Source organism: Rhodococcus sp. DK176, assembly GCF_038447315.2.
Classification (GTDB): Bacteria; Actinomycetota; Actinomycetes; order Mycobacteriales; family Mycobacteriaceae; genus Rhodococcus_F; species Rhodococcus_F jostii_A.
The window spans coordinates 4,662,409-4,680,000 of record NZ_CP118321.2 but is presented as its reverse complement, the minus strand read 5'-3'; the positions used below and the strand labels follow the sequence as shown (position 1 = coordinate 4,680,000).

The window sequence follows — 17,592 nt, the reverse complement described above, 5'->3', positions numbered from 1 at the left end:
CACTCGCGGACCGAACACGATCGTGCGATCGCGTTGTCCTCGCCATCGGCGACGTGCCCATCCGATCAAGGCGAAGACCATCACCGCAATGAACGGGACGATCAGAACATTGCCGGCCACGGCGGCGCCGATGTCGAGGTTGGTGAGGTCGTGCACCGCCCTCAGCCCCCCACAGGCCGGGCACCACCATCCGGTCAGGGCATAGACCGGACAGAAGCCGTACGAACCCGGTTGATGCGGATCCCGGAAGTGGAGGATCGCGGCAGCGACAACGGCGCCGGCGGCCACAGCGGCGGGTGCACCGAGTGCGCGCAGACCGGCCGCCGGCGTCGTCGGAGTTTCGCTGTGGGTGTCCACGTGACCAGTCTTCACGATTCTTCCGGGCATACACATCGGCCACGGCGAACGTGTCCTGCCCCGGAGACAACTCTGGCCCTTCCCGACTGATCGGGAAGGGCCAGAGGACCGCTGAGCTGCCTGAGAGAATCGAACTCTCGACCTTTTCATTACGAGTGAAATGCTCTACCGACTGAGCTAAGGCAGCGGTGCCTTTCGGCGGTGGCGAGTCTAGCGCCTCAACCCCGAGTATGCGAAAACGGCTCCCTGAACGCGTCGCCGAGAGTGGCCACCATGGCGTCGACAGCCCACTGAGGCTTGACGTTGACGGTGATCGCCTCGCGGCACTCGAGGACGGCTTCGATGCACCTCAGAAGGCCTTCCGGGGTTGTTCGCGAGGCGAGGTCGGCGGCCCGATCCGCCATGTCCGGGTGGTTCGCGGCCGCGTTCGATTTCCATGCGACGGCGAGCGCGTCGCGGTAGAGACCGGCCAGATCGATCAGTGCACGGTCGAGTGCGTCACGGCCCGTGCGAGTGGCCCGGGACTTCTGGCGCTTCTCGAGATCCTTCAGCACGCCGGCCGAGCCTCGCAGGGCTCCGGCAGCACCCTTGCCGGTGCCGCCCGCCCCCAGCGCGGTGCGCAACTCCTCGGTCTCCTGCTCGTCCCTGGACGCGCTCATCTCCTTCGCCTCCGCGTCGGCGGAACGCACCAGATCCTCCGCGGCGGCGAACGCGGTGGCGGGCCGCAGCGCCGCGACGGCGAGATCCAGAGCATCCTTACGGCGCACCTTGGCATTGAGATCCGTCGCGAGACGTCGGGCGCGCCCGACGTGACCGCCGCTGATCGAGGCCGCCAGTTGCGCATCGGCGGGATCCAGGCCGTCCCGCTCGCGCAGGACCTTGGCGATGGAGTCGGCCGACGGGGTCACGAGATGGACGTGCCGGCAGCGCGACCGCAGCGTCACGGAGATGTCCTGCGGGTCGACAGAGGGCGCGCACAACAGGAACACGGTGCGATCCGGCGGCTCCTCCACCACTTTCAGGAGGGCGTTGGCCGCCCCCTCGGTGAGCCGGTCCGCGTCCTCGACGACCACGATTTGCCAGCGCCCGGTGCTCGGCCGTCGGGCGGCGGTCTGCACGATGGCGCGCATCTCCTTGACGCTGATGCTCAGCCCCTCGGGGACTACCTGCCGGACGTCGCCGTGGGTACCGGCCATCGCGGTGGTGCACGCGTGGCAGACGCCGCAGCCGGGAACGCCGTCGCTGGTGCATTGGAGTGCTGCGGCGAAACACTGCGCGGCCACCGACCTACCGGATCCGGGTGGGCCCGTGAACAGCCACGAATGCGTCATCGAGGAGCCCATCGCGCCGACTCCGCGACGGGCGGCGGTCGCCGCGGCCGTCAGCTCGGCCTCGACGTCCTCTTGGCCCACCAACCGGTCGAATACCGTCACCGCGCCAGCCTAACCGGCACATGCGACAGCACGACCGGCCCGAGGTACCGGCTCACGCCTTCTTGTCCGCTGCCTTCTTCGAGGCCGCCTTCTTGGCCGGCGCCTTCTTGGCGGCGGTCTTCTTTGCAGCCTTCTTGGCGGGCGCCTTCTTCGCGGCGGCCTTCTTCTTGACGGGACCGCGGGCACGCCGATCCGCCAGCAGTTCCGAAGCGCGGGCGTCGGTGATGGACTCCACCTCGTCGCCCTTGCGGAGGCTGGCGTTGGTTTCACCGTCGGTCACGTACGGCCCGAACCGGCCGTCCTTGATCACCATCGGCTTCTCGCTGACCGTGTCGACGCCCAGCTCACGCAGCGGCGGGGTGGCCGCAGCCTGACGTCCGCGGCGTTTGGGCTCCGCATAGATCTTCAGCGCCTCGTCGAGGGTCACCGTGAACATCTGGTCCTCGGTGGCGAGGGACCGCGAATCCGTCCCCTTCTTCAGGTACGGGCCGTAGCGGCCGTTCTGCGCGGTGATCTCTTCCTTGGACTCCGGATCGACACCCACGACGCGCGGCAGCGACAGCAGCTTCAGGGCGTCGTCGAGGGTCACCGTCGCCAGGTCCATCGACTTGAGCAGCGAACCCGTCCGCGGCTTCGGACCGGTGGCCTTCTTCGCCGCCGCCTTCTTCGCGGGCGCCTTCTTGGCAGCTGTCTTCGTCTTGGTCGTCCCGGCGCCGGATTCGTCCGTCACCGGCACCACTGCCGGTTCGGGCTCCGGTTCCGGCTCGGGAAGGATCTCGGTGACGTAGGGGCCGAAGCGGCCCTCCTTCGCGACGATCTCGTGGCCGGTGAGCGGGTCGACGCCCAGCTTGCGACCCTCCTGCGGCGTCGAGAAGAGCTTCTCCGCGTACTCCGGTGTCAGCTCGTCCGGCGGAAGGTCGTCGGGCAGGTTGGCCCGCTGGGAAATGAGGTCGCCCTCGGGGTCGTCCGGGTTCTGGACCATCCGCTCGAGGTACGGACCGAACCGTCCGACGCGGACGTGCACTTCCCGTCCCTCGGCGTCGTCGAAGAGCCTGATCGAGTTGACCTCGCGAGCGTCGATCTCCTCGAGGTTGACCCCGACCATCTTCTTCAGGCCGCCCTCACGGGCAACCGAACCCTCGGCGCCGTGATCGCCGCCGAAGTAGAAACTGCTCAACCAGTTGCCGCGCTGTTCCCGGCCACCGGCGATCGCGTCGAGATCGTCTTCCATCCCGGCGGTGAAGTCGAAGTCCACCAGCCGCCCGAAGTGCATCTCGAGGAGACCGATGACGGCGAACGCCACCCAGGACGGGACCAGCGCACTGCCGCGCTTGTAGACATATCCGCGATCGAGAATGGTCTTGATGATCGACGAGTAGGTGGACGGGCGGCCGATGCCCAGCTCTTCGAGGGTCTTGATCAGGCTCGCCTCGGTGTAGCGGGCGGGCGGGTTCGTGGTGTGGCCATCGGGATCGAGCTTGGTGGCGGTGACCGCCTGGCCCTCGACGAGCACCGGCAGGCGCGACTCGGCGTCGTCGGACTGGCCGCCGGCCTCCTCGTCGACGCTCTCCACGTAGGCCTTCAGGAATCCGGCGAACGTGATGGTGCGGCCCGACGAGGAGAAGGTGCATTCCTCGCCGGTGCCCGCGGTTCCGGTGATCCGCAAGGTGAGCGTCGTGCCCCGCGCGTCCGCCATCTGCGACGCCACGGTGCGCTGCCAGATCAGCTCGTACAGGCGGAACTCGTCGGTGTCGAGGCGGGAGTGCAGCTGACCAGGGGTCTGGAACACGTCACCGGCCGGGCGGATGGCCTCGTGCGCCTCCTGCGCGTTCTTGACCTTGCGCGTGTACTGGCGCGGTGTGTCGTGCACGTACTCGGCGCCGTACAACTCGGTGGCCTGCGCGCGGGCGGCAGCGATCGCCGACGACGACAAGGTCGTCGAGTCGGTACGCATGTAGGTGATGTAGCCGTTCTCGTACAGCCGCTGCGCGATGCGCATGGTCCGCTCGGACGTGAAGCGGAGCTTGCGGCCCGCCTCCTGCTGCAGCGTCGACGTCATGAACGGCGCGTACGGCTTGCGGGTGTACGGCTTGCTCTCGGCGGAGGAGACGGTGAGGTCGACACCGGCGAGGGACTCGGCCAGACGCTGCGCTCGCGCCTCGTCCAGAACCGTAACGGTGCTCGTCTTCAGCTGGCCATCGGCGCCGAAGTCGCGGCCGGTGGCGACCCGGGAGCCGTCGACGCTCACCAGACGCGCCCCGAAACTGCGGGGGCTGGCGTCGGCGCCGGCGTCGAGGGTGGCGGAGATGTCCCAGTAGGACGCCGAGCGGAACGCCATCCGCTCACGTTCCCGCTGCACGATGACACGGGTGGCGACGGACTGCACTCGGCCTGCCGACAGCCTCGGCATGACCTTCTTCCACAGCACGGGGCTGACCTCGTAGCCGTACAGACGGTCGAGGATGCGGCGGGTCTCCTGCGCGTCGACCAGGTCGTTGTCGAGTTCGCGGGTGTCCTCGGCCGCGGCGCGGATGGCCGGCTCGGTGATCTCGTGGAAGACCATCCGGCGAACCGGGATCTTCGGCTTGAGCGTCTCGAGGAGATGCCAGGCGATCGCTTCGCCCTCACGGTCGGGGTCGGTGGCGAGGAAGAGTTCGTCGGCGTCCTTGAGGAGGCTCTTCAGCTCCGTGACCTTGGACTTCTTCTCTGGACTGACCACGTAGAGGGGTTCGAAATCATGGTCGACGTTGACTCCGAGCCGCGCCCAGGATTCACCCTTGTACTTGGCCGGGACGTCTGCGGCTCCGCGCGGAAGGTCGCGGATGTGACCGACCGACGCCTCGACGACATAGTTCTTTCCGAGGTACGGGGCGATCTTGCGGGCCTTGGTCGGCGACTCGACGATCACGAGGCGGCGAGGCTGGCCGGACGCTCCCGCCGCACCCTGTGCACTGCCGTTGTCCCCTTTAGCCACCTGTAGCCCGAGCCTTCCTGAAGTCGATCGCTGCCACTCGGCAGTTGTGCAGACAAACCCTTTTATACCCGGTTCGCCTATTACTAGAGTGACATACCCGGAACCCATCCTCGCAGATCAGTACCGTGTGCGCGGCTCTACACGTGGGGCCAACCGGTACGGTCGTCCAAATTTCCGGGCGCCTCACCGATGCTCTCGACGAGTCTGCCGAGCCTACGCCGACCCGAGATTCGGAGCCCCGGACCGGAGCCACGGGTACCGATCAGCGTCGGCGCGATGCCCGCTCTCATCAATGCCTGAGCCAACGGCGCGTGGGTATCCGGGGCATGCGGATCGAGTCCGAGGACGAACCGCTCCCCCTCCGCTTCACTCCTGCCCGACGCGAGAGCCCACACCCTCAGCTGACGCCCCGACGGCACCCAGCCGGAGGGCACCGCCTTGACCGCCCCTCTCGTCCACTGGTCCGCGAGAGGCCGCAAGTCGACGACCGATGCGGTGCGGACCAGCGGGCTGCCCTCGTCGCTGCGCGTGATCTCGACCTCGAGTCCGGCCTGGGTGATCAACTCCGCAATCGCCTCCGCCCGCCACTGGGCGTCGACCACGATCGAGATGCGCGCACGCCCGGCCGATGTGACCACCTGACCCGTCGCGGCGAGAAGACCGCACAGATCGGTGACTGCCGGCGGCATCGCCTCCGCGGAGAAGAAGGAGAGCTGGCTCACTGAAGTACCCCCTTTGCCACGGCACCGTTGCCGTGAAAACGACTCGTCCCCCACCGCCTCAGGCGATGGGGGACGAATCAGACGCGGTCACGAAGACCCCGCCTATCTGATTTACGTGTTCACGAATGTGAACGGCAGAATCAGACTGCGCGAACGCCGGTAGCCTGGGGGCCCTTGGTGCCCTGGCCGACCTCGAACTCCACGCGCTGGTTCTCCTCGAGGGTGCGGAAGCCGCTGCCCTGGATCTCGGAGTAGTGAACGAAGACGTCAGCGGAGCCGTCTTCGGGTGCGATGAAGCCGAAGCCCTTTTCCGCGTTGAACCACTTCACAGTGCCCTGTGCCATGCTTTTCCTTCTCTTTCTAACCACCGGATTCGGCGGACAGCACATACAGTCCGCCGGGCCGGTTCCGACCGCTGTACTTCTAGATTTCCCCCTCAGGAAAAGCAGAGCACCGCGTTCGCAACATCGATCCTGCGAACGTTCACTCTTTCAAGCCTACGAACACAGAAGCTGCGACCAGTTGTAGTCAACCATGAACTCCGCGAACGCAACAGTCGAAATCCGAACAATTCACACAAAAAGTTGATCTTGTAGCGAACAGGCACGAAACAGCGGATTGGCGCGGGGGTCACGACACCCCGGGCGACAGCCCCGGAAAAGGACTCGTTATCATCAAATGCGCAGGTCGTGGCGGTGTGGAAGCTACTCGCCCGTACCCTACGACAGCCCGGAGACATCAGTGAGCACACCGTTTTCACCACGTGACGACAGTGGAAATACGGGCGAAACATACGGCCGGGCGCTGCTGAACCGAGTCCTCGAGGGTGTTCCCCGAGACGAAAACCCGCTCACTTTCGCCGCCGAAATGCCTGCCCGGACTTCTCAGCTGTCGGAATGGCCCGCGTGGGCGCACCCGAGCGTCGTCCGGGCCATGCAGGAGAACGGGATCCCCCGTCCCTGGACCCACCAGGCCACCGCCGCCGACCTGGCACATCACGGGACGAACGTCGTGGTGTCGACCGGCACCGCCTCGGGCAAGTCCCTGGCCTACCAGCTTCCGGTACTCACCACTCTGGCAACGGATCCGCGGGCGACCGCCCTCTACCTCTCGCCGACCAAGGCGCTGGGAGCAGACCAACTCCGGGCCGTGACCTCGCTCATCGACTCGGAAGTCCTGGACGCCGGGGACGACCTCCGGGGCGTGCGCCCGTGCATGTTCGACGGCGACACCCCACTCGAGGTGCGGCACTGGGCACGGGAGAACTCGCGGTGGCTCTTCACGAACCCCGACATGCTGCACATCTCCCTCCTCCGGACCCATCAGCGATGGGCGCACTTCTTCCGGAACCTGGCGTACGTGGTGATCGACGAATGCCACTCCTACCGTGGTGTCTTCGGCTCGAATGTCGCGCTCGTGCTGTTACGGCTCCGGCGCATCGCGGCACGGTACGGCGCCGAACCCGTCTTCGTCCTCGCGTCCGCCACGACAGCGGACCCTGGAGCGGCGGCGTCACGGCTGATCGGCGCGCCCTGCGCCGAGGTCGTGGAAGACGGTTCACCACACGGCCCCCGGACGGTCGCGCTGTGGGAACCCCCGCTCATGCGGGAGGTCACCGGGGAGAACGGAAGCCCCGTTCGACGGCCCGCGGGTTCGGAGGCCGCGCGCATCATGGCCGACCTGATGGTCGAGGGAGCCCGCACGCTCACCTTCGTGCGTTCCCGCCGGGGCGCGGAGCTGACTGCTATGGCGACCAAACGCCTACTCGGGGAGATCGATCCCGAACTCTCGTCGCGAGTCGCGTCGTATCGAGCCGGGTACCTCGCCGAGGACCGGCGTGAGCTCGAGACCGCACTCGCCGACGGCACGCTGCTGGGGGCGGCGACGACGAATGCGCTGGAACTCGGCGTCGACATCGCCGGCCTCGACGCCGTCGTGGTCGCCGGGTTCCCCGGCACGGTGGCGTCGTTCTGGCAACAGGGAGGCCGGTCCGGCCGACGCGGCGAAGGTTCGCTCGTAGTCCTGATCGCGCGTGACGACCCTCTCGACACCTACCTCGTCCACCACCCGTCCGCGCTGCTCGACAAACCCGTCGAGGCGACCGTCACGGACCCGAGCAATCCGTACGTCCTCGGACCGCAGTTGCTCTGCGCGGCAATGGAACTACCACTTTCCGACGCCGAGGCCGAGGCGTTCGGGGCGATCGACGTTCTCGGAAAGCTGGCCGAGCAGGGCCTGATCCGCCGGCGGGCACACGGCTGGTTCGTCACCGCCGGCACAAATCCTCATGGCGCAGTGGATATCCGGGGTGGAATCGGAACCCAGGTGGCAATTGTCGTGTCGGAATCCGGACGCATGCTCGGAACTGTCGACACGGGCCGCGCTCCCGCCACGGCACACCCCGGCGCCGTCCACATCCACCAGGGTGAGTCGTACGTCGTCGACGAACTCGACCTCGACCAGGGACTCGCCCTGGTGCACGCGGAGGACCCGGACTGGACGACGTCGGCCCGCGAGACCACCGAGATCACCGTCACCTCGGTACTCGAGCAGAAGCAGTTCGGCGACGTCGAGGTTGCGCTCGTCGAGGTGGAGGTGACCCATCAGGTGATCGGGTACCTGCGACGGCTGCCTTCGGGCGAGGTCCTCGACGCGGTCGAACTGGACATGCCGAAGCAGACCCTCCCCACCCGCGCGGTGATGTACACCGTTACCCCGGAACTTCTGGTGCGGGCGGGTGTTCCGGCCGAACGCGTGCCCGGTTCGCTCCACGCCGCCGAACATGCCGCGATCGGGCTCCTGCCTCTCGTCGCGGTGTGCGATCGAGGCGACATCGGCGGCGTCTCGACGGCGGTGCACGCCGATACCGGACTTCCGACGGTGTTCGTCTACGACGGTCATGCAGGCGGCGCCGGATTCGCCGACCGGGGTCACGCCGAACTCACTCGCTGGCTCGGCGCGACCCGTGAAGCGATCGAATCGTGCGAATGCACGTCAGGCTGCCCGTCGTGCGTGTATTCACCGAAGTGCGGAAACGGTAACGACCCCCTCGACAAGGACGGCGCGATCCGGGTCCTGACGGCGGTACTGGACTCACTCGGCTGACGGGTCAGCGCAGATACAGCCGAACCTTGTCGATCACATCGCGGAGCAGGTGAATCTCCTCGCCGGTCGGCGGGGCGGTGACGGTGAGATCGTCGGCGACCTTCAGTTCCCAGCCGGTCTGCGCTCGCACGTCGTCGACGGTGACCCCCTCGTGCACGCTGACCAGCTCGAGTTCGTCGAACGGACCCTGCCTCGACAGCACCCCCAGGTTCGTGAACACCTTCGTCACCCCTCGGCCTCGGGGCATGATTCCGTCACCTGCCTCCCGGGCCCGGACAGGGCTCGGGGACGTGCAGAAGTCCAGTTCCGCCGGGAAGGCGCTCGGGTCGTGTCTCCGCATCACCACGAAGATCTCGCCGGCGTTGGGCATGATCTCCACGGCGCCACCGGCACCGGGCAACCGGACCGTCGGCTTGTCCCAGTCGCCGATGATGCTGGTGTTGAGGCTGCCGTACCGGTCGATCTGGGCCGCACCGAGAAATCCGACGTCGACGTTGCCGCCCTGCAGCACGTAACCGAACAGTGCCGACATCGATACCACCGACTCCGCGCCCGACACGACGACCGAGTCGGCGATGCCCTCGGCCATCGCGGCGGGGTGCGCGCCGCACACTCCCGATTCGTAGATCAATTCGACGTCCGGGTTACTTGTCCTCTTGGCGAGATCGACGGCGAGAGTCGGCAAGCCGACGCCGGCGAAGACGCGCCCCTTCCCGGCGAGTTCGCGGGCGGCGACGGACACGATGATCTCCGTCGCCGAGATCGCTCCGAGTGGTGCTGTGCTCATTTCCGGCTCCCGTAGTCGACTGGTTCGGAGAATCGGGGCTCGACGGCGAGGTCGTTCCAGTAGTCGCCGCCGAGTTTGTCCAGGTACTCGGCGTGATTCGCGGTGCCGTGGATCCACTCCTTCAGCCACGCCTGCAGGAGGGCGGAGTCCTTGCTGATCGCGGTCCATCGCCGGTAGAACGCGCAGTCCCGGTCGTAGTACCCCTGCACGTAGGACGGATGCGCCCCGCGCGGACAGACCACGACGGCATCGATCGCGTGGGAGGGAATCAACGTGCGGCTGGGGTCGGAGCGGACGACCTCGTCGTCGACGATCTCCTCGACGACCACGATCGCCTTCCCCGCGGCGTACACCGCTTCCTGCTGAACCCCGGAGATACCCCAGATCTGCACGTTGCCGTGACGGTCGGCGCGCTGCGCGTGGACGATGGTGACGTCCGGGTTCAGCGGAGGCACGACGTACACGGTGCCCTCGCCGTAGGGATCGTCGACGAGTCGAATTCGCGGGTTGAGCCGCGGAAGGTCGCTTCCGGCATAGGAGCGCAGCGGAAAGAACGGGAGTCGTGCGGCGCCCGCCTGATAGCGGCAGACCATTCCGTAGTGGCTGTACTCCTCGACCTCGAGGGCCACCGGATCGTGGTGCTCGATTCGGCGTCGCAACTCGTGCAGCGATCCGGCCGAGCCGCTCGCGAAGAACGAGGCCACGAGCTTGGTGACACACCCGGCGGCCACGAGTTGATCCGACACGATGTCGGGCGTCATCCGGCACAGCGTGAGGTTCTGCCGCTTCTGCCGGATGATCTCGTGCGCAGCCGCGAAGGAGATGAGATGCGAGAAGCCCTCGAGGCACACGGTCATCCCGTCCTCGACATACGTTTCCATGGCTTCCGCCATGCTGACCACTTTGCTCATCGCCATGCCCTTCTCCGGAACGACGGGAGGCCGCCTCGGAACCTCTCCCACCGGATTACCGCCGTGTGAATCAATAGTGTTGACAAATCTGTTGCTGGAACTGCAATAGTTCTCCCGTGGAGATTTCTCAGATCACTGCCTTTCTCGCAGTTGCCGAGGAGTTGCATTTCGGCCGCGCCGCGCAGCGCCTGCACTCGGCCCAGCCGCCGCTGAGCCGAACGATTCGGCAACTGGAAAAACAGCTCGGAGCAACTCTTTTCGAAAGAAACACGCGGAACGTCCGGTTGACCTCCGCCGGTGAGGCACTGCTCGGCCCGGCGCGCGAAATCCTGGACGCCTGCCGGCTCGCGGAGATCGCCGTCGCCGCCGCCGGGCGCGGACAGGTCGGCCGGGTGCGCATCGGCTTCGCCGGAGTTTCGTCCCACCTGCTCATCGGACGGTGGGCGAAACTCGTCCGGCACACCCACCCGGGTATCGAATTCGTGCTGGACAGTTCCGCTTTCGCGAGCGAAGCGCTGAACAAGCTCCTCGACGGAACCCTCGACATCGGCCTGGTCCGGTGGATCTTCACCCCGCCGGGCATCGCGTCCCGCGTCATCCTCAACGAGGACTTCGTGGTGGCCCTGCCCACCGACCACCCGCTCGCAGGCAGGGACGGCGTTCGCATCGAGGAACTGTCCACCGAGCCCTGGGTGACGCTGCCCGCCGATCCCGGATCGGCGCTGCGGGACTCCCTGCAGAGGGCGGCCCACGACGCCGGTTTCACGCCCCGGATCGTGCAGAGCGCCCCGGACTCGATGGCGTTGATGGCGTTGGTGTCCGCGGAGGTCGGTTGCGCGTTGACCGTCTCCTCCGTGGCCGAGAACGTGAACAACCCCGATGTCGTGTTCCTGCCGCTGGTCGGCGGTCCCAGCACCCTGCAACTGCGGATCGCTTGGAGAGCGGACGACGACAACGCCGCGTTGCGGGAAGTCCTCCGGCTGTCCGAAGAGGCCTTGCCCACGCCGGAATGACCCCCGCGGTCAGGAGTGGGCTGTCGCACGGGCCTGCCTTGCATTCGGAGCGGTGTCCACCGCATCGTCCTCATCGATCTCGAGTTGCAGTTCGTCCGCGTCGGATTGCTCCGCGGTCGACAACCGGCGCGCGTCGAATCCGGTCCGGTTCAGCAGCAACAGCGTGCAGACCAAGGAGACGGCGGCATAGCCGGCCGACACGAACGCAACACCGACGATGTTTCCGGACGAGTTGAGCATCCACTGCGCCAGCACCGGGGTGCCGCCGCCGACGATCAGAGAACACAGCTGGTACGCCGCGGAAAGGCCGGTGTAGCGAATGTTGGCGGGGAAGGCCCGCGCGAGCACTCCGGCGATGGCGCCGTAGAACATCGAGTGTGGAATGGTCGCGAGGCACATTGCGACGACGGCAATCGCGAAGTTCTCGGTCCGGATCGCGAAGAACATGGCCGGCATCAGGACGAACTCGGGAATCACCATGATGCACATGGCTTTCCGCATGTCGATCCGCGACACCAGGACGGCGCCGAACGGCTGCACGATGAACTGGACCACGAGGGCGATGGCGATGGCGCCGAGGAACGTGCCCCGGTCGTAGCCGAGTTCGCTGGTGGCCCACGACAACGCGAAGGTGTTCTTGAAGTACGTCACCTGGGCCAGGGGCAGCGCGCCCGCACCGAGGAGGACGAGGACCCAATGCTTGCGCAGCACCTCACCGATCGGCAGTGCGACAGTCTTCTTGCGCTTCAGCACGGTCTTCATCGCATCCGACTCTTCGAGCCTGAGGCGGATGATCATGCCGACGATCACCAGGGCCGCGGAGATCAGGAACGGGATGCGCCACCCGTAGAGCACGAAAGCCGGGGTGGGCATGGCGGAGAGAAGGAAGAACGCCATCGTCGCCAGGAGGTTTCCGGCGGGCGACCCCTGTTGGGCGAACGCCGAGTACAGAATCCCCTTCCCCTTGGGTGCGTTCTCACTGGCGATCAGCACCGCCCCGCCCCACTCACCGCCTACTGCCACACCCTGGACGACCCGGAGGAACACCAGGGCGGCGGGCGCCCAGATCCCGATCTGCGCGTAGGAGGGCAGGAGTCCGATTCCGACGGTGGCGGTGCCCATCATCATGAGCGTGATGACCAGGGTGTTCTTTCGACCGATTTTGTCGCCGAGATGGCCGAAGACGATACCGCCGATCGGACGGGCGAGGAACCCCGCCCACAACGTGACGAACGCGAGCAGGGTGCCCATGCCTGCCGGGAGGGTGTCGGAGAAGAACACCTGACCGAAGACCAGTGCCGACGCGGTGCCGTAGATGTAGAAGTCGTACCACTCGATCGTGGTGCCGATGAACGAGGCAATGCCCGCCCTCCGCGCCTTTGTCTCGGCCTCGGTCCGCTTCGGTGGTGCCGTGGTCATGTAATGCCCTCTCTCGCCAAAGGGAGTGGTGTGGATGAAAACCAGCTCGCACCAGTGAGACTCGCATCACAGGATCGATGCCGTCCAATACTTCCTGAGCGGGGGATTATTGCGATTCCGGTCACAATCACCGAAACCTTGCACACGCTGGAGTGATGCGCCTCACCGGACCACCTCCTCGCTCCGACGTCACTCCGCGGGACCTGCCCTCGCGACCGCCCGGGCATCCCGGACACCCAGCGAGGACAGGAGCACCGGCGCGGTGACCGCGACCTCGACGTCCCAGTCGTCGATCTCACAGGACACGACTTCGGTGCGCATTCGCCCCGCCACCTCCCGCGCCGCGGCACACGCCGCCTCGGTGCCGCGGTCCAGCCCGACGGCCGCGGCGACGGCAGCCAGATCCGCAGCGGACTGCGCCCGGTGCCGCACCGACACCGCCGAGCCGACGTGCACCAACATCGCCGTGACCACCACCAGCGCCGCGAGCGCACAGCACGCCGTGACGGTCACGGAACCACGATCGTCGGTGATCACCGAACTCACCACCCTCCCCCGCCCCACCCCGGCACGGTGGGTTCGAGAGCCGCCACCGCCTCCGCGGAGATGTTCACGAGCGGGAGGAGTGGACTGCGTGCCCGCACGGTCGCGACGACGAACTCCCCCTCGGCCCGGACCGACACGTCGGCACCATCGGGTGCCACCTTCGCCGCCGTGGAGATCGCCGACTCGCGATCTCCACGGGCTGCGAGCCGTGCTGCCTCACGGGCCGAGTCGACGCACCGGACGTGCAGCGTCGCCGCGGTGATCGCGCCGACACACAGCACCACCACCGCCACGATCGACGCGATCGCGATGGCGGCCTCGACCGTCACGCCGCCGGCCTCCGACCGGCGCAGGTTCTCGGCAGCACTCATCACACCGCGGTGTTCAGCGCTTTGTCGATGATGTTCGTCAACGCCGTCACGATGCTGTCGCCGGTGACGACCGAATACAGAACGGCGCCGAAGGCCGCCGCCGCGATGGTGCCGATGGCGTACTCCGCCGTCGACATGCCGTCCTCGTCCGTCGCGAGCAGCGTCAAGCGAGCGATCAGTGCTCGAACTTCCGCCAAGGCCCGGATTCCGTGTCGCATGGTGTTCCCCCTTCAGAGTGTCCGGCGCAGCGGTTCTGCTCCGGAAGTGCCGATGTGTCACAACAGCCCGCCGTCCAGCACCCGCGAGGCCAGCCCGACGACGACCGGGATGATGCCGAGGCAGATGAATGCCGGCAGGAAGCACAGCCCGAGGGGGCCACTGATGAGCACGCCCGCTCGTTCGGCCGCCGCCGCCGCCAAGTGCTCGACTTGGATCCGGCCGTCGGCGGCGAGTTCCGTCATCGAACCCGCGAGCGACGATCCCGATGCGGCCGACCGGCGCGCCATGCGGGCGAGCGATTCGGTGGCCGGGTCCGACGCCGCCGCCTCCCACGCGGTCGCCGCATCCGCCCCCAGCGACAGCAGGTCCGCGGCGCGGCGCAACGATTCCGACAGCGGTGCCGGCGCCGTCCGCGACACGGCCTGCGCCGCAGTCGCGACGGGCAGTCCGGCGCGCAGACACGCTGCCAGGAGGTCGAAGGTCGCGGCGATCGCGAGCGGGTCCTCACGGCGCGCGGTGTCGTCGACCGCGGACGCCGCGTCACCCGGGCCGCGACCGCCGTTGCCGCGCACTCGCTGTACCGGCGAGCTGGGTGCGGGCAGCGCCAGCACGCCGCAGGCGAGGAGAAGTGCCGCGCACCAGATCATCCCGTCACGCGTCCGGTGATCCGGTCGGTCCACAACAGGCCCGCGCACACCAGCCCCGCACCGAGCAGCAACAGGATTCCGCCCACACCACCGCCGAACAGCACCGTCAGAGGGGCCGCCCCCATCATCTGGCCGAGACCGACACCCAGCAGCGGCAGCCCGGCGAGTACGGTCGCCGTCGCCCTCGCGCCGGCCAGGGAGGCCTCCGTTCGCTGACGGAAGCGATTGCGTCCCAACAGGTCCGTCCGTGCCGCCTCGAGCAGTTCCGCCAGCGCGAGACCGTGCGCATCGGCCACCGCCCAGATATCGGCGATCCGCCCCAACTCGGTACCGACGCGGGAGTCCGTGATCCGGAACCCGTCCGCGGCCGATCCTCCGAGCCGCGAGCGCGCCGACGCAGCCCGGAATGCCGCCGCCACACTGCCTGCCGACTCGTCGGCCGCCGTCTGGCATGCGGCAGCCGGATGAGCACCCACCCGAAGTTCCGCCGTCACCACCTCGAGACTCGACAGTACGACACGCAGATCGGCATCCTTCGCTTTCGCCGCCCTGCGTCGCGCCGATCTGAAACGCACAGTTGCGCAGACGATCGTCGCGGCGAGGACCGCGCAGAGCCCGCCCACTTCGTACACGATCGGAATGCCCGCGAGCGCCGCCGGAACCACCCAGGGCAGACGCAACCGGCGACGAGGACCCTCCCTGCCCGTCACCGCGAGCAACCGGGGCCGCGATCTCGCGGACGGCACCGCAAGCACCGCGCAGCCGAGGACCACCAGACCGGCGATCACGTCGGCACCACCGTCCCCGAGTCCACCGGTCCACGCCGAGAACACAAGTGGCGGAGACGGTCCGCCGCCGGACCCTCACCCGTGTCGTGATTCCAGGCAGGCACGATCGTGACGCGCCCGTGTTCGTCCCGAGTGACGACACCGATCTGCGTCAGCCGCCGCGCCCCGCTCGACGACCGGTGGACGTGCAGGACCACCTGCACGGCAGCGGCCAGTTGACTGTGCAGCGCCGCGCGGTCCATTCCACCCAGTGCCGCAAGCGCTTCGAGCCGCGCCGGAACCTCTTCGGGCGAGTTGGCGTGCACCGTTCCGGCACCGCCGTCGTGACCCGTGTTGAGCGCCGTCAGCAGGTCGACGACCTCGGCGCCGCGAACCTCGCCGACGACGATCCGGTCGGGTCGCATACGCAGCGATTGACGGACGAGGTCCCGGACGGTGACCTCACCCACGCCCTCGACGTTGGGTGCCCGGGCCACGAGCCGGACCACGTGCGGGTGCGTCGGCGCCAACTCCGCGGCATCCTCCACGCACACGATCCGTTCCGCCGGGTCCACCGCCCCCAGCAATGCGGCCAACAGCGTGGTCTTGCCTGCGCCGGTGCCGCCGGTGACCAGGAAGGCGAGCCGTGCCTGCACGATCGTCATCAGCAGGTCGTGGGCCGCCGCAGCCACGGCACCGCCCGCGACGAGCGCGCCGAGCCCCTGGGTGGCCGGGCGCAGCACCCGCAGCGACAGACAGGTGCCGCCCTGAGCCACGGGAGCGAGGACGGCATGCAGCCGCACACCGAACGAGCCGTTTCCGACGTCGCGTAGCCTTCCGTCGACCCACGGCTGAGCGTCGTCGAGGCGGCGCCCGGCAGACAGCGCGAGCCGCTGCGCGAGCCGGCGCACCGCCGCCTCGTCGGTGAACCGGACGGCTGCACGTTCGAGCCCGCGGCCTCGATCGACCCACACGCGGTCGGGCGCGGTGACGAGCAGGTCCGCTACTCCCGGTTCCGTCAGCAACGACTCGAGTGGGCCGGCGCCGGTGAGTTCGGTCATGAGCACCCGCAGCGCCCCGAGCAGATCGGTGTCGCCGAGCACGCCACCGGACTCGGTACGGATGGCAGCGGCGACCGTCGCCGGCGTCGGCTCGCCGGACGTGTGCGCGAGACGTTCGCGCACCCGGTCGAGGAGGTCTTGTGTGACGAGGGAACTCATGCCGCCCACTCCCGCGACCGCGGTCTGCTGCCGACCGTGTCGAGGACCGCCTCGGCCGCGGCGCCCAGCGGGGAGCGCCTGCCAGGCCTCAATCCGCCGTGTTCGAGCATTCCGGTGAGCGCGCGCTCGGCGCGCATCGACGCGATCAGCGGCAGGTCGAGAACCTCCGCGATGTCGGCGCCGCGGAGCCCACCGGGTGCGGGGCCGCGGACCACGAGTCCCTGGTTGGGGTTCCTCTCGGTGATCCACTGCGATACCTTTCCCGCGGCGATGCAGGCCCGGACGGTCGCGGGCACGACGAGGACCACCAGATCGGCGAGTTCGAGGACGGTTTCCGTGACCGGGCCGGGGAACCGCGACACGTCGCACACGACCAGATCGCCGGCATGACGGCCGGCATCGGTGACCGCACGGACCGCGGCCTCTGTCGGTCCGGCGCCGTGCCCCGTCCGGCTGCAGGCGAGCACCCGCAGCCGCTCGCCGCGGGCAGGGAGGGCGTCCCGGAGCGCGCCCGAGGAGATCCGGCCGCCCTCGATCGACAGACCCGACCATCGCAGTCCGGGCACGTCCTCGATGCCCAGCAGCACGTCGAGGCCGGACCCCCAAGAATCGGTGTCGAGCAGAAGGGCCGGCTGCGGCCGCGACGCCGCGGTGAGGGCTGTGGCCGCCGCCAGCGTGGAGGCGCCCGCACCGCCGCATCCGCCGACGACGGCGACGACGGTGCCGTCCGCGTCGGGACGCTGGGGTTGCTCGCCGAGCACGGCGACCAACGCGGACTCGTCCTCGGGTACCGCGAGCACGTGTTCTGCCCCGACCGCGGTCGCGATCCGCCACTCGTCGATGCCCGGCGGCCCGTCGCACAGCAGCACCACCCGCCGCCGGCGCGGGAGCCGGTTGCGGCACGCGGCGGCCGCTCGCGCGTCGAGCACGATGATCGGGGCGCTTCCCCAGACGTGCCGGGCGTCGGCGACGTCGACCTCGTTCAGCGCCCGGTCGGCCGCTGCCGCCACGCGCCTGATGCTGTGCAGCAATGCCGGGTCGTCGACCAGAACCAGCACTTCACCCCTGCCTTCTGCGTCCATGCAGCGAGCGTGCCCGCTG

The 17,592-nt window shown here is 68.2% G+C and carries 17 protein-coding genes and 1 tRNA gene (1 of these 18 only partly in view); 2 read left to right on the top strand and 16 right to left on the bottom strand.

The window, feature by feature from the left end; translation table 11 throughout:
* The 6 genes from PSR88_RS22140 to PSR88_RS22115 form a co-directional block, all read right to left on the bottom strand.
* Positions 1–357, bottom strand: the 5' portion of a protein-coding gene (locus PSR88_RS22140; protein ID WP_016884541.1) for a DUF2752 domain-containing protein. The gene continues 81 nt to the left of window position 1, outside the view; 357 of the gene's 438 nt are visible here — the first part of the coding sequence; it begins with the start codon at positions 355–357; its stop codon lies beyond the left edge, outside the window.
* Positions 358–471: 114 nt separating this feature from the next.
* Positions 472–544 (bottom strand) — tRNA-Thr (locus tag PSR88_RS22135).
* A gap of 31 nt (positions 545–575) precedes the next feature.
* Positions 576–1,790: a DNA polymerase III subunit delta' gene (locus tag PSR88_RS22130; RefSeq protein WP_016884540.1), complete on the bottom strand. Its 1,215-nt coding sequence runs from the start codon at positions 1,788–1,790 to the stop codon at positions 576–578.
* 52 nt (positions 1,791–1,842) lie between these two features.
* Complete coding sequence (topA, locus tag PSR88_RS22125) at positions 1,843–4,764, bottom strand: type I DNA topoisomerase (RefSeq protein WP_016884539.1); 2,922 nt, start codon at positions 4,762–4,764, stop codon at positions 1,843–1,845.
* 137 nt (positions 4,765–4,901) lie between these two features.
* Complete coding sequence (locus PSR88_RS22120; RefSeq protein WP_009477425.1) at positions 4,902–5,486, bottom strand: hypothetical protein; 585 nt, start codon at positions 5,484–5,486, stop codon at positions 4,902–4,904.
* Positions 5,487–5,626: 140 nt separating this feature from the next.
* Positions 5,627–5,830 (bottom strand): cold-shock protein, encoded by a 204-nt coding sequence (locus tag PSR88_RS22115; protein ID WP_005248460.1) that lies wholly within the window; start codon positions 5,828–5,830, stop codon positions 5,627–5,629.
* Between the two features lie 397 nt (positions 5,831–6,227).
* On the opposite strand from PSR88_RS22115, the gene PSR88_RS22110 reads away from it, so the two are divergent.
* Complete coding sequence (locus tag PSR88_RS22110) at positions 6,228–8,591, top strand: DEAD/DEAH box helicase (protein ID WP_011596784.1); 2,364 nt, start codon at positions 6,228–6,230, stop codon at positions 8,589–8,591.
* Positions 8,592–8,595: 4 nt separating this feature from the next.
* Here PSR88_RS22110 and PSR88_RS22105 read toward each other — a convergent pair whose 3' ends face one another.
* On the bottom strand, positions 8,596–9,378 hold the full coding sequence (locus PSR88_RS22105) for a 3-oxoadipate--succinyl-CoA transferase subunit B (protein ID WP_009477423.1): 783 nt from the start codon (positions 9,376–9,378) through the stop codon (positions 8,596–8,598).
* On the bottom strand, positions 9,375–10,295 hold the full coding sequence (locus tag PSR88_RS22100; protein ID WP_016884538.1) for a CoA transferase subunit A: 921 nt from the start codon (positions 10,293–10,295) through the stop codon (positions 9,375–9,377). Before PSR88_RS22100 ends, PSR88_RS22105 begins: the two co-directional genes overlap by 4 nt.
* 110 nt (positions 10,296–10,405) lie before the next feature.
* On the opposite strand from PSR88_RS22100, the gene PSR88_RS22095 reads away from it, so the two are divergent.
* Positions 10,406–11,302 (top strand): LysR family transcriptional regulator, encoded by an 897-nt coding sequence (locus PSR88_RS22095; protein ID WP_016884537.1) that lies wholly within the window; start codon positions 10,406–10,408, stop codon positions 11,300–11,302.
* Positions 11,303–11,311: 9 nt separating this feature from the next.
* Here the strand turns inward: PSR88_RS22095 and PSR88_RS22090 are convergent, their stop codons facing one another.
* From PSR88_RS22090 to ssd, 8 genes are all read right to left on the bottom strand, one after another.
* Positions 11,312–12,721: an MFS transporter gene (locus tag PSR88_RS22090; protein ID WP_016884536.1), complete on the bottom strand. Its 1,410-nt coding sequence runs from the start codon at positions 12,719–12,721 to the stop codon at positions 11,312–11,314.
* Between the two features lie 189 nt (positions 12,722–12,910).
* Complete coding sequence (locus PSR88_RS22085; protein WP_009477418.1) at positions 12,911–13,267, bottom strand: Rv3654c family TadE-like protein; 357 nt, start codon at positions 13,265–13,267, stop codon at positions 12,911–12,913.
* Positions 13,264–13,638, bottom strand: coding sequence for a TadE family type IV pilus minor pilin (locus PSR88_RS22080; protein ID WP_011596779.1), 375 nt, complete (start codon positions 13,636–13,638; stop codon positions 13,264–13,266). The genes PSR88_RS22085 and PSR88_RS22080 overlap by 4 nt, the downstream gene beginning before the upstream one ends.
* Positions 13,638–13,856 (bottom strand): DUF4244 domain-containing protein, encoded by a 219-nt coding sequence (locus PSR88_RS22075; protein ID WP_011596778.1) that lies wholly within the window; start codon positions 13,854–13,856, stop codon positions 13,638–13,640. The genes PSR88_RS22080 and PSR88_RS22075 overlap by 1 nt, the downstream gene beginning before the upstream one ends.
* 57 nt (positions 13,857–13,913) lie before the next feature.
* Positions 13,914–14,504, bottom strand: a complete 591-nt coding sequence (locus PSR88_RS22070) for a type II secretion system F family protein (RefSeq protein WP_011596777.1) — start codon at positions 14,502–14,504, stop codon at positions 13,914–13,916.
* Positions 14,501–15,292: a type II secretion system F family protein gene (locus PSR88_RS22065; RefSeq protein ID WP_011596776.1), complete on the bottom strand. Its 792-nt coding sequence runs from the start codon at positions 15,290–15,292 to the stop codon at positions 14,501–14,503. Before PSR88_RS22065 ends, PSR88_RS22070 begins: the two co-directional genes overlap by 4 nt.
* Complete coding sequence (locus PSR88_RS22060) at positions 15,289–16,491, bottom strand: TadA family conjugal transfer-associated ATPase (protein WP_029539713.1); 1,203 nt, start codon at positions 16,489–16,491, stop codon at positions 15,289–15,291. Before PSR88_RS22060 ends, PSR88_RS22065 begins: the two co-directional genes overlap by 4 nt.
* Positions 16,488–17,573 (bottom strand): septum site-determining protein Ssd, encoded by a 1,086-nt coding sequence (gene ssd, locus PSR88_RS22055; RefSeq protein ID WP_029539712.1) that lies wholly within the window; start codon positions 17,571–17,573, stop codon positions 16,488–16,490. The genes PSR88_RS22060 and ssd overlap by 4 nt, the downstream gene beginning before the upstream one ends.
* Positions 17,574–17,592 lie beyond the last annotated feature (19 nt).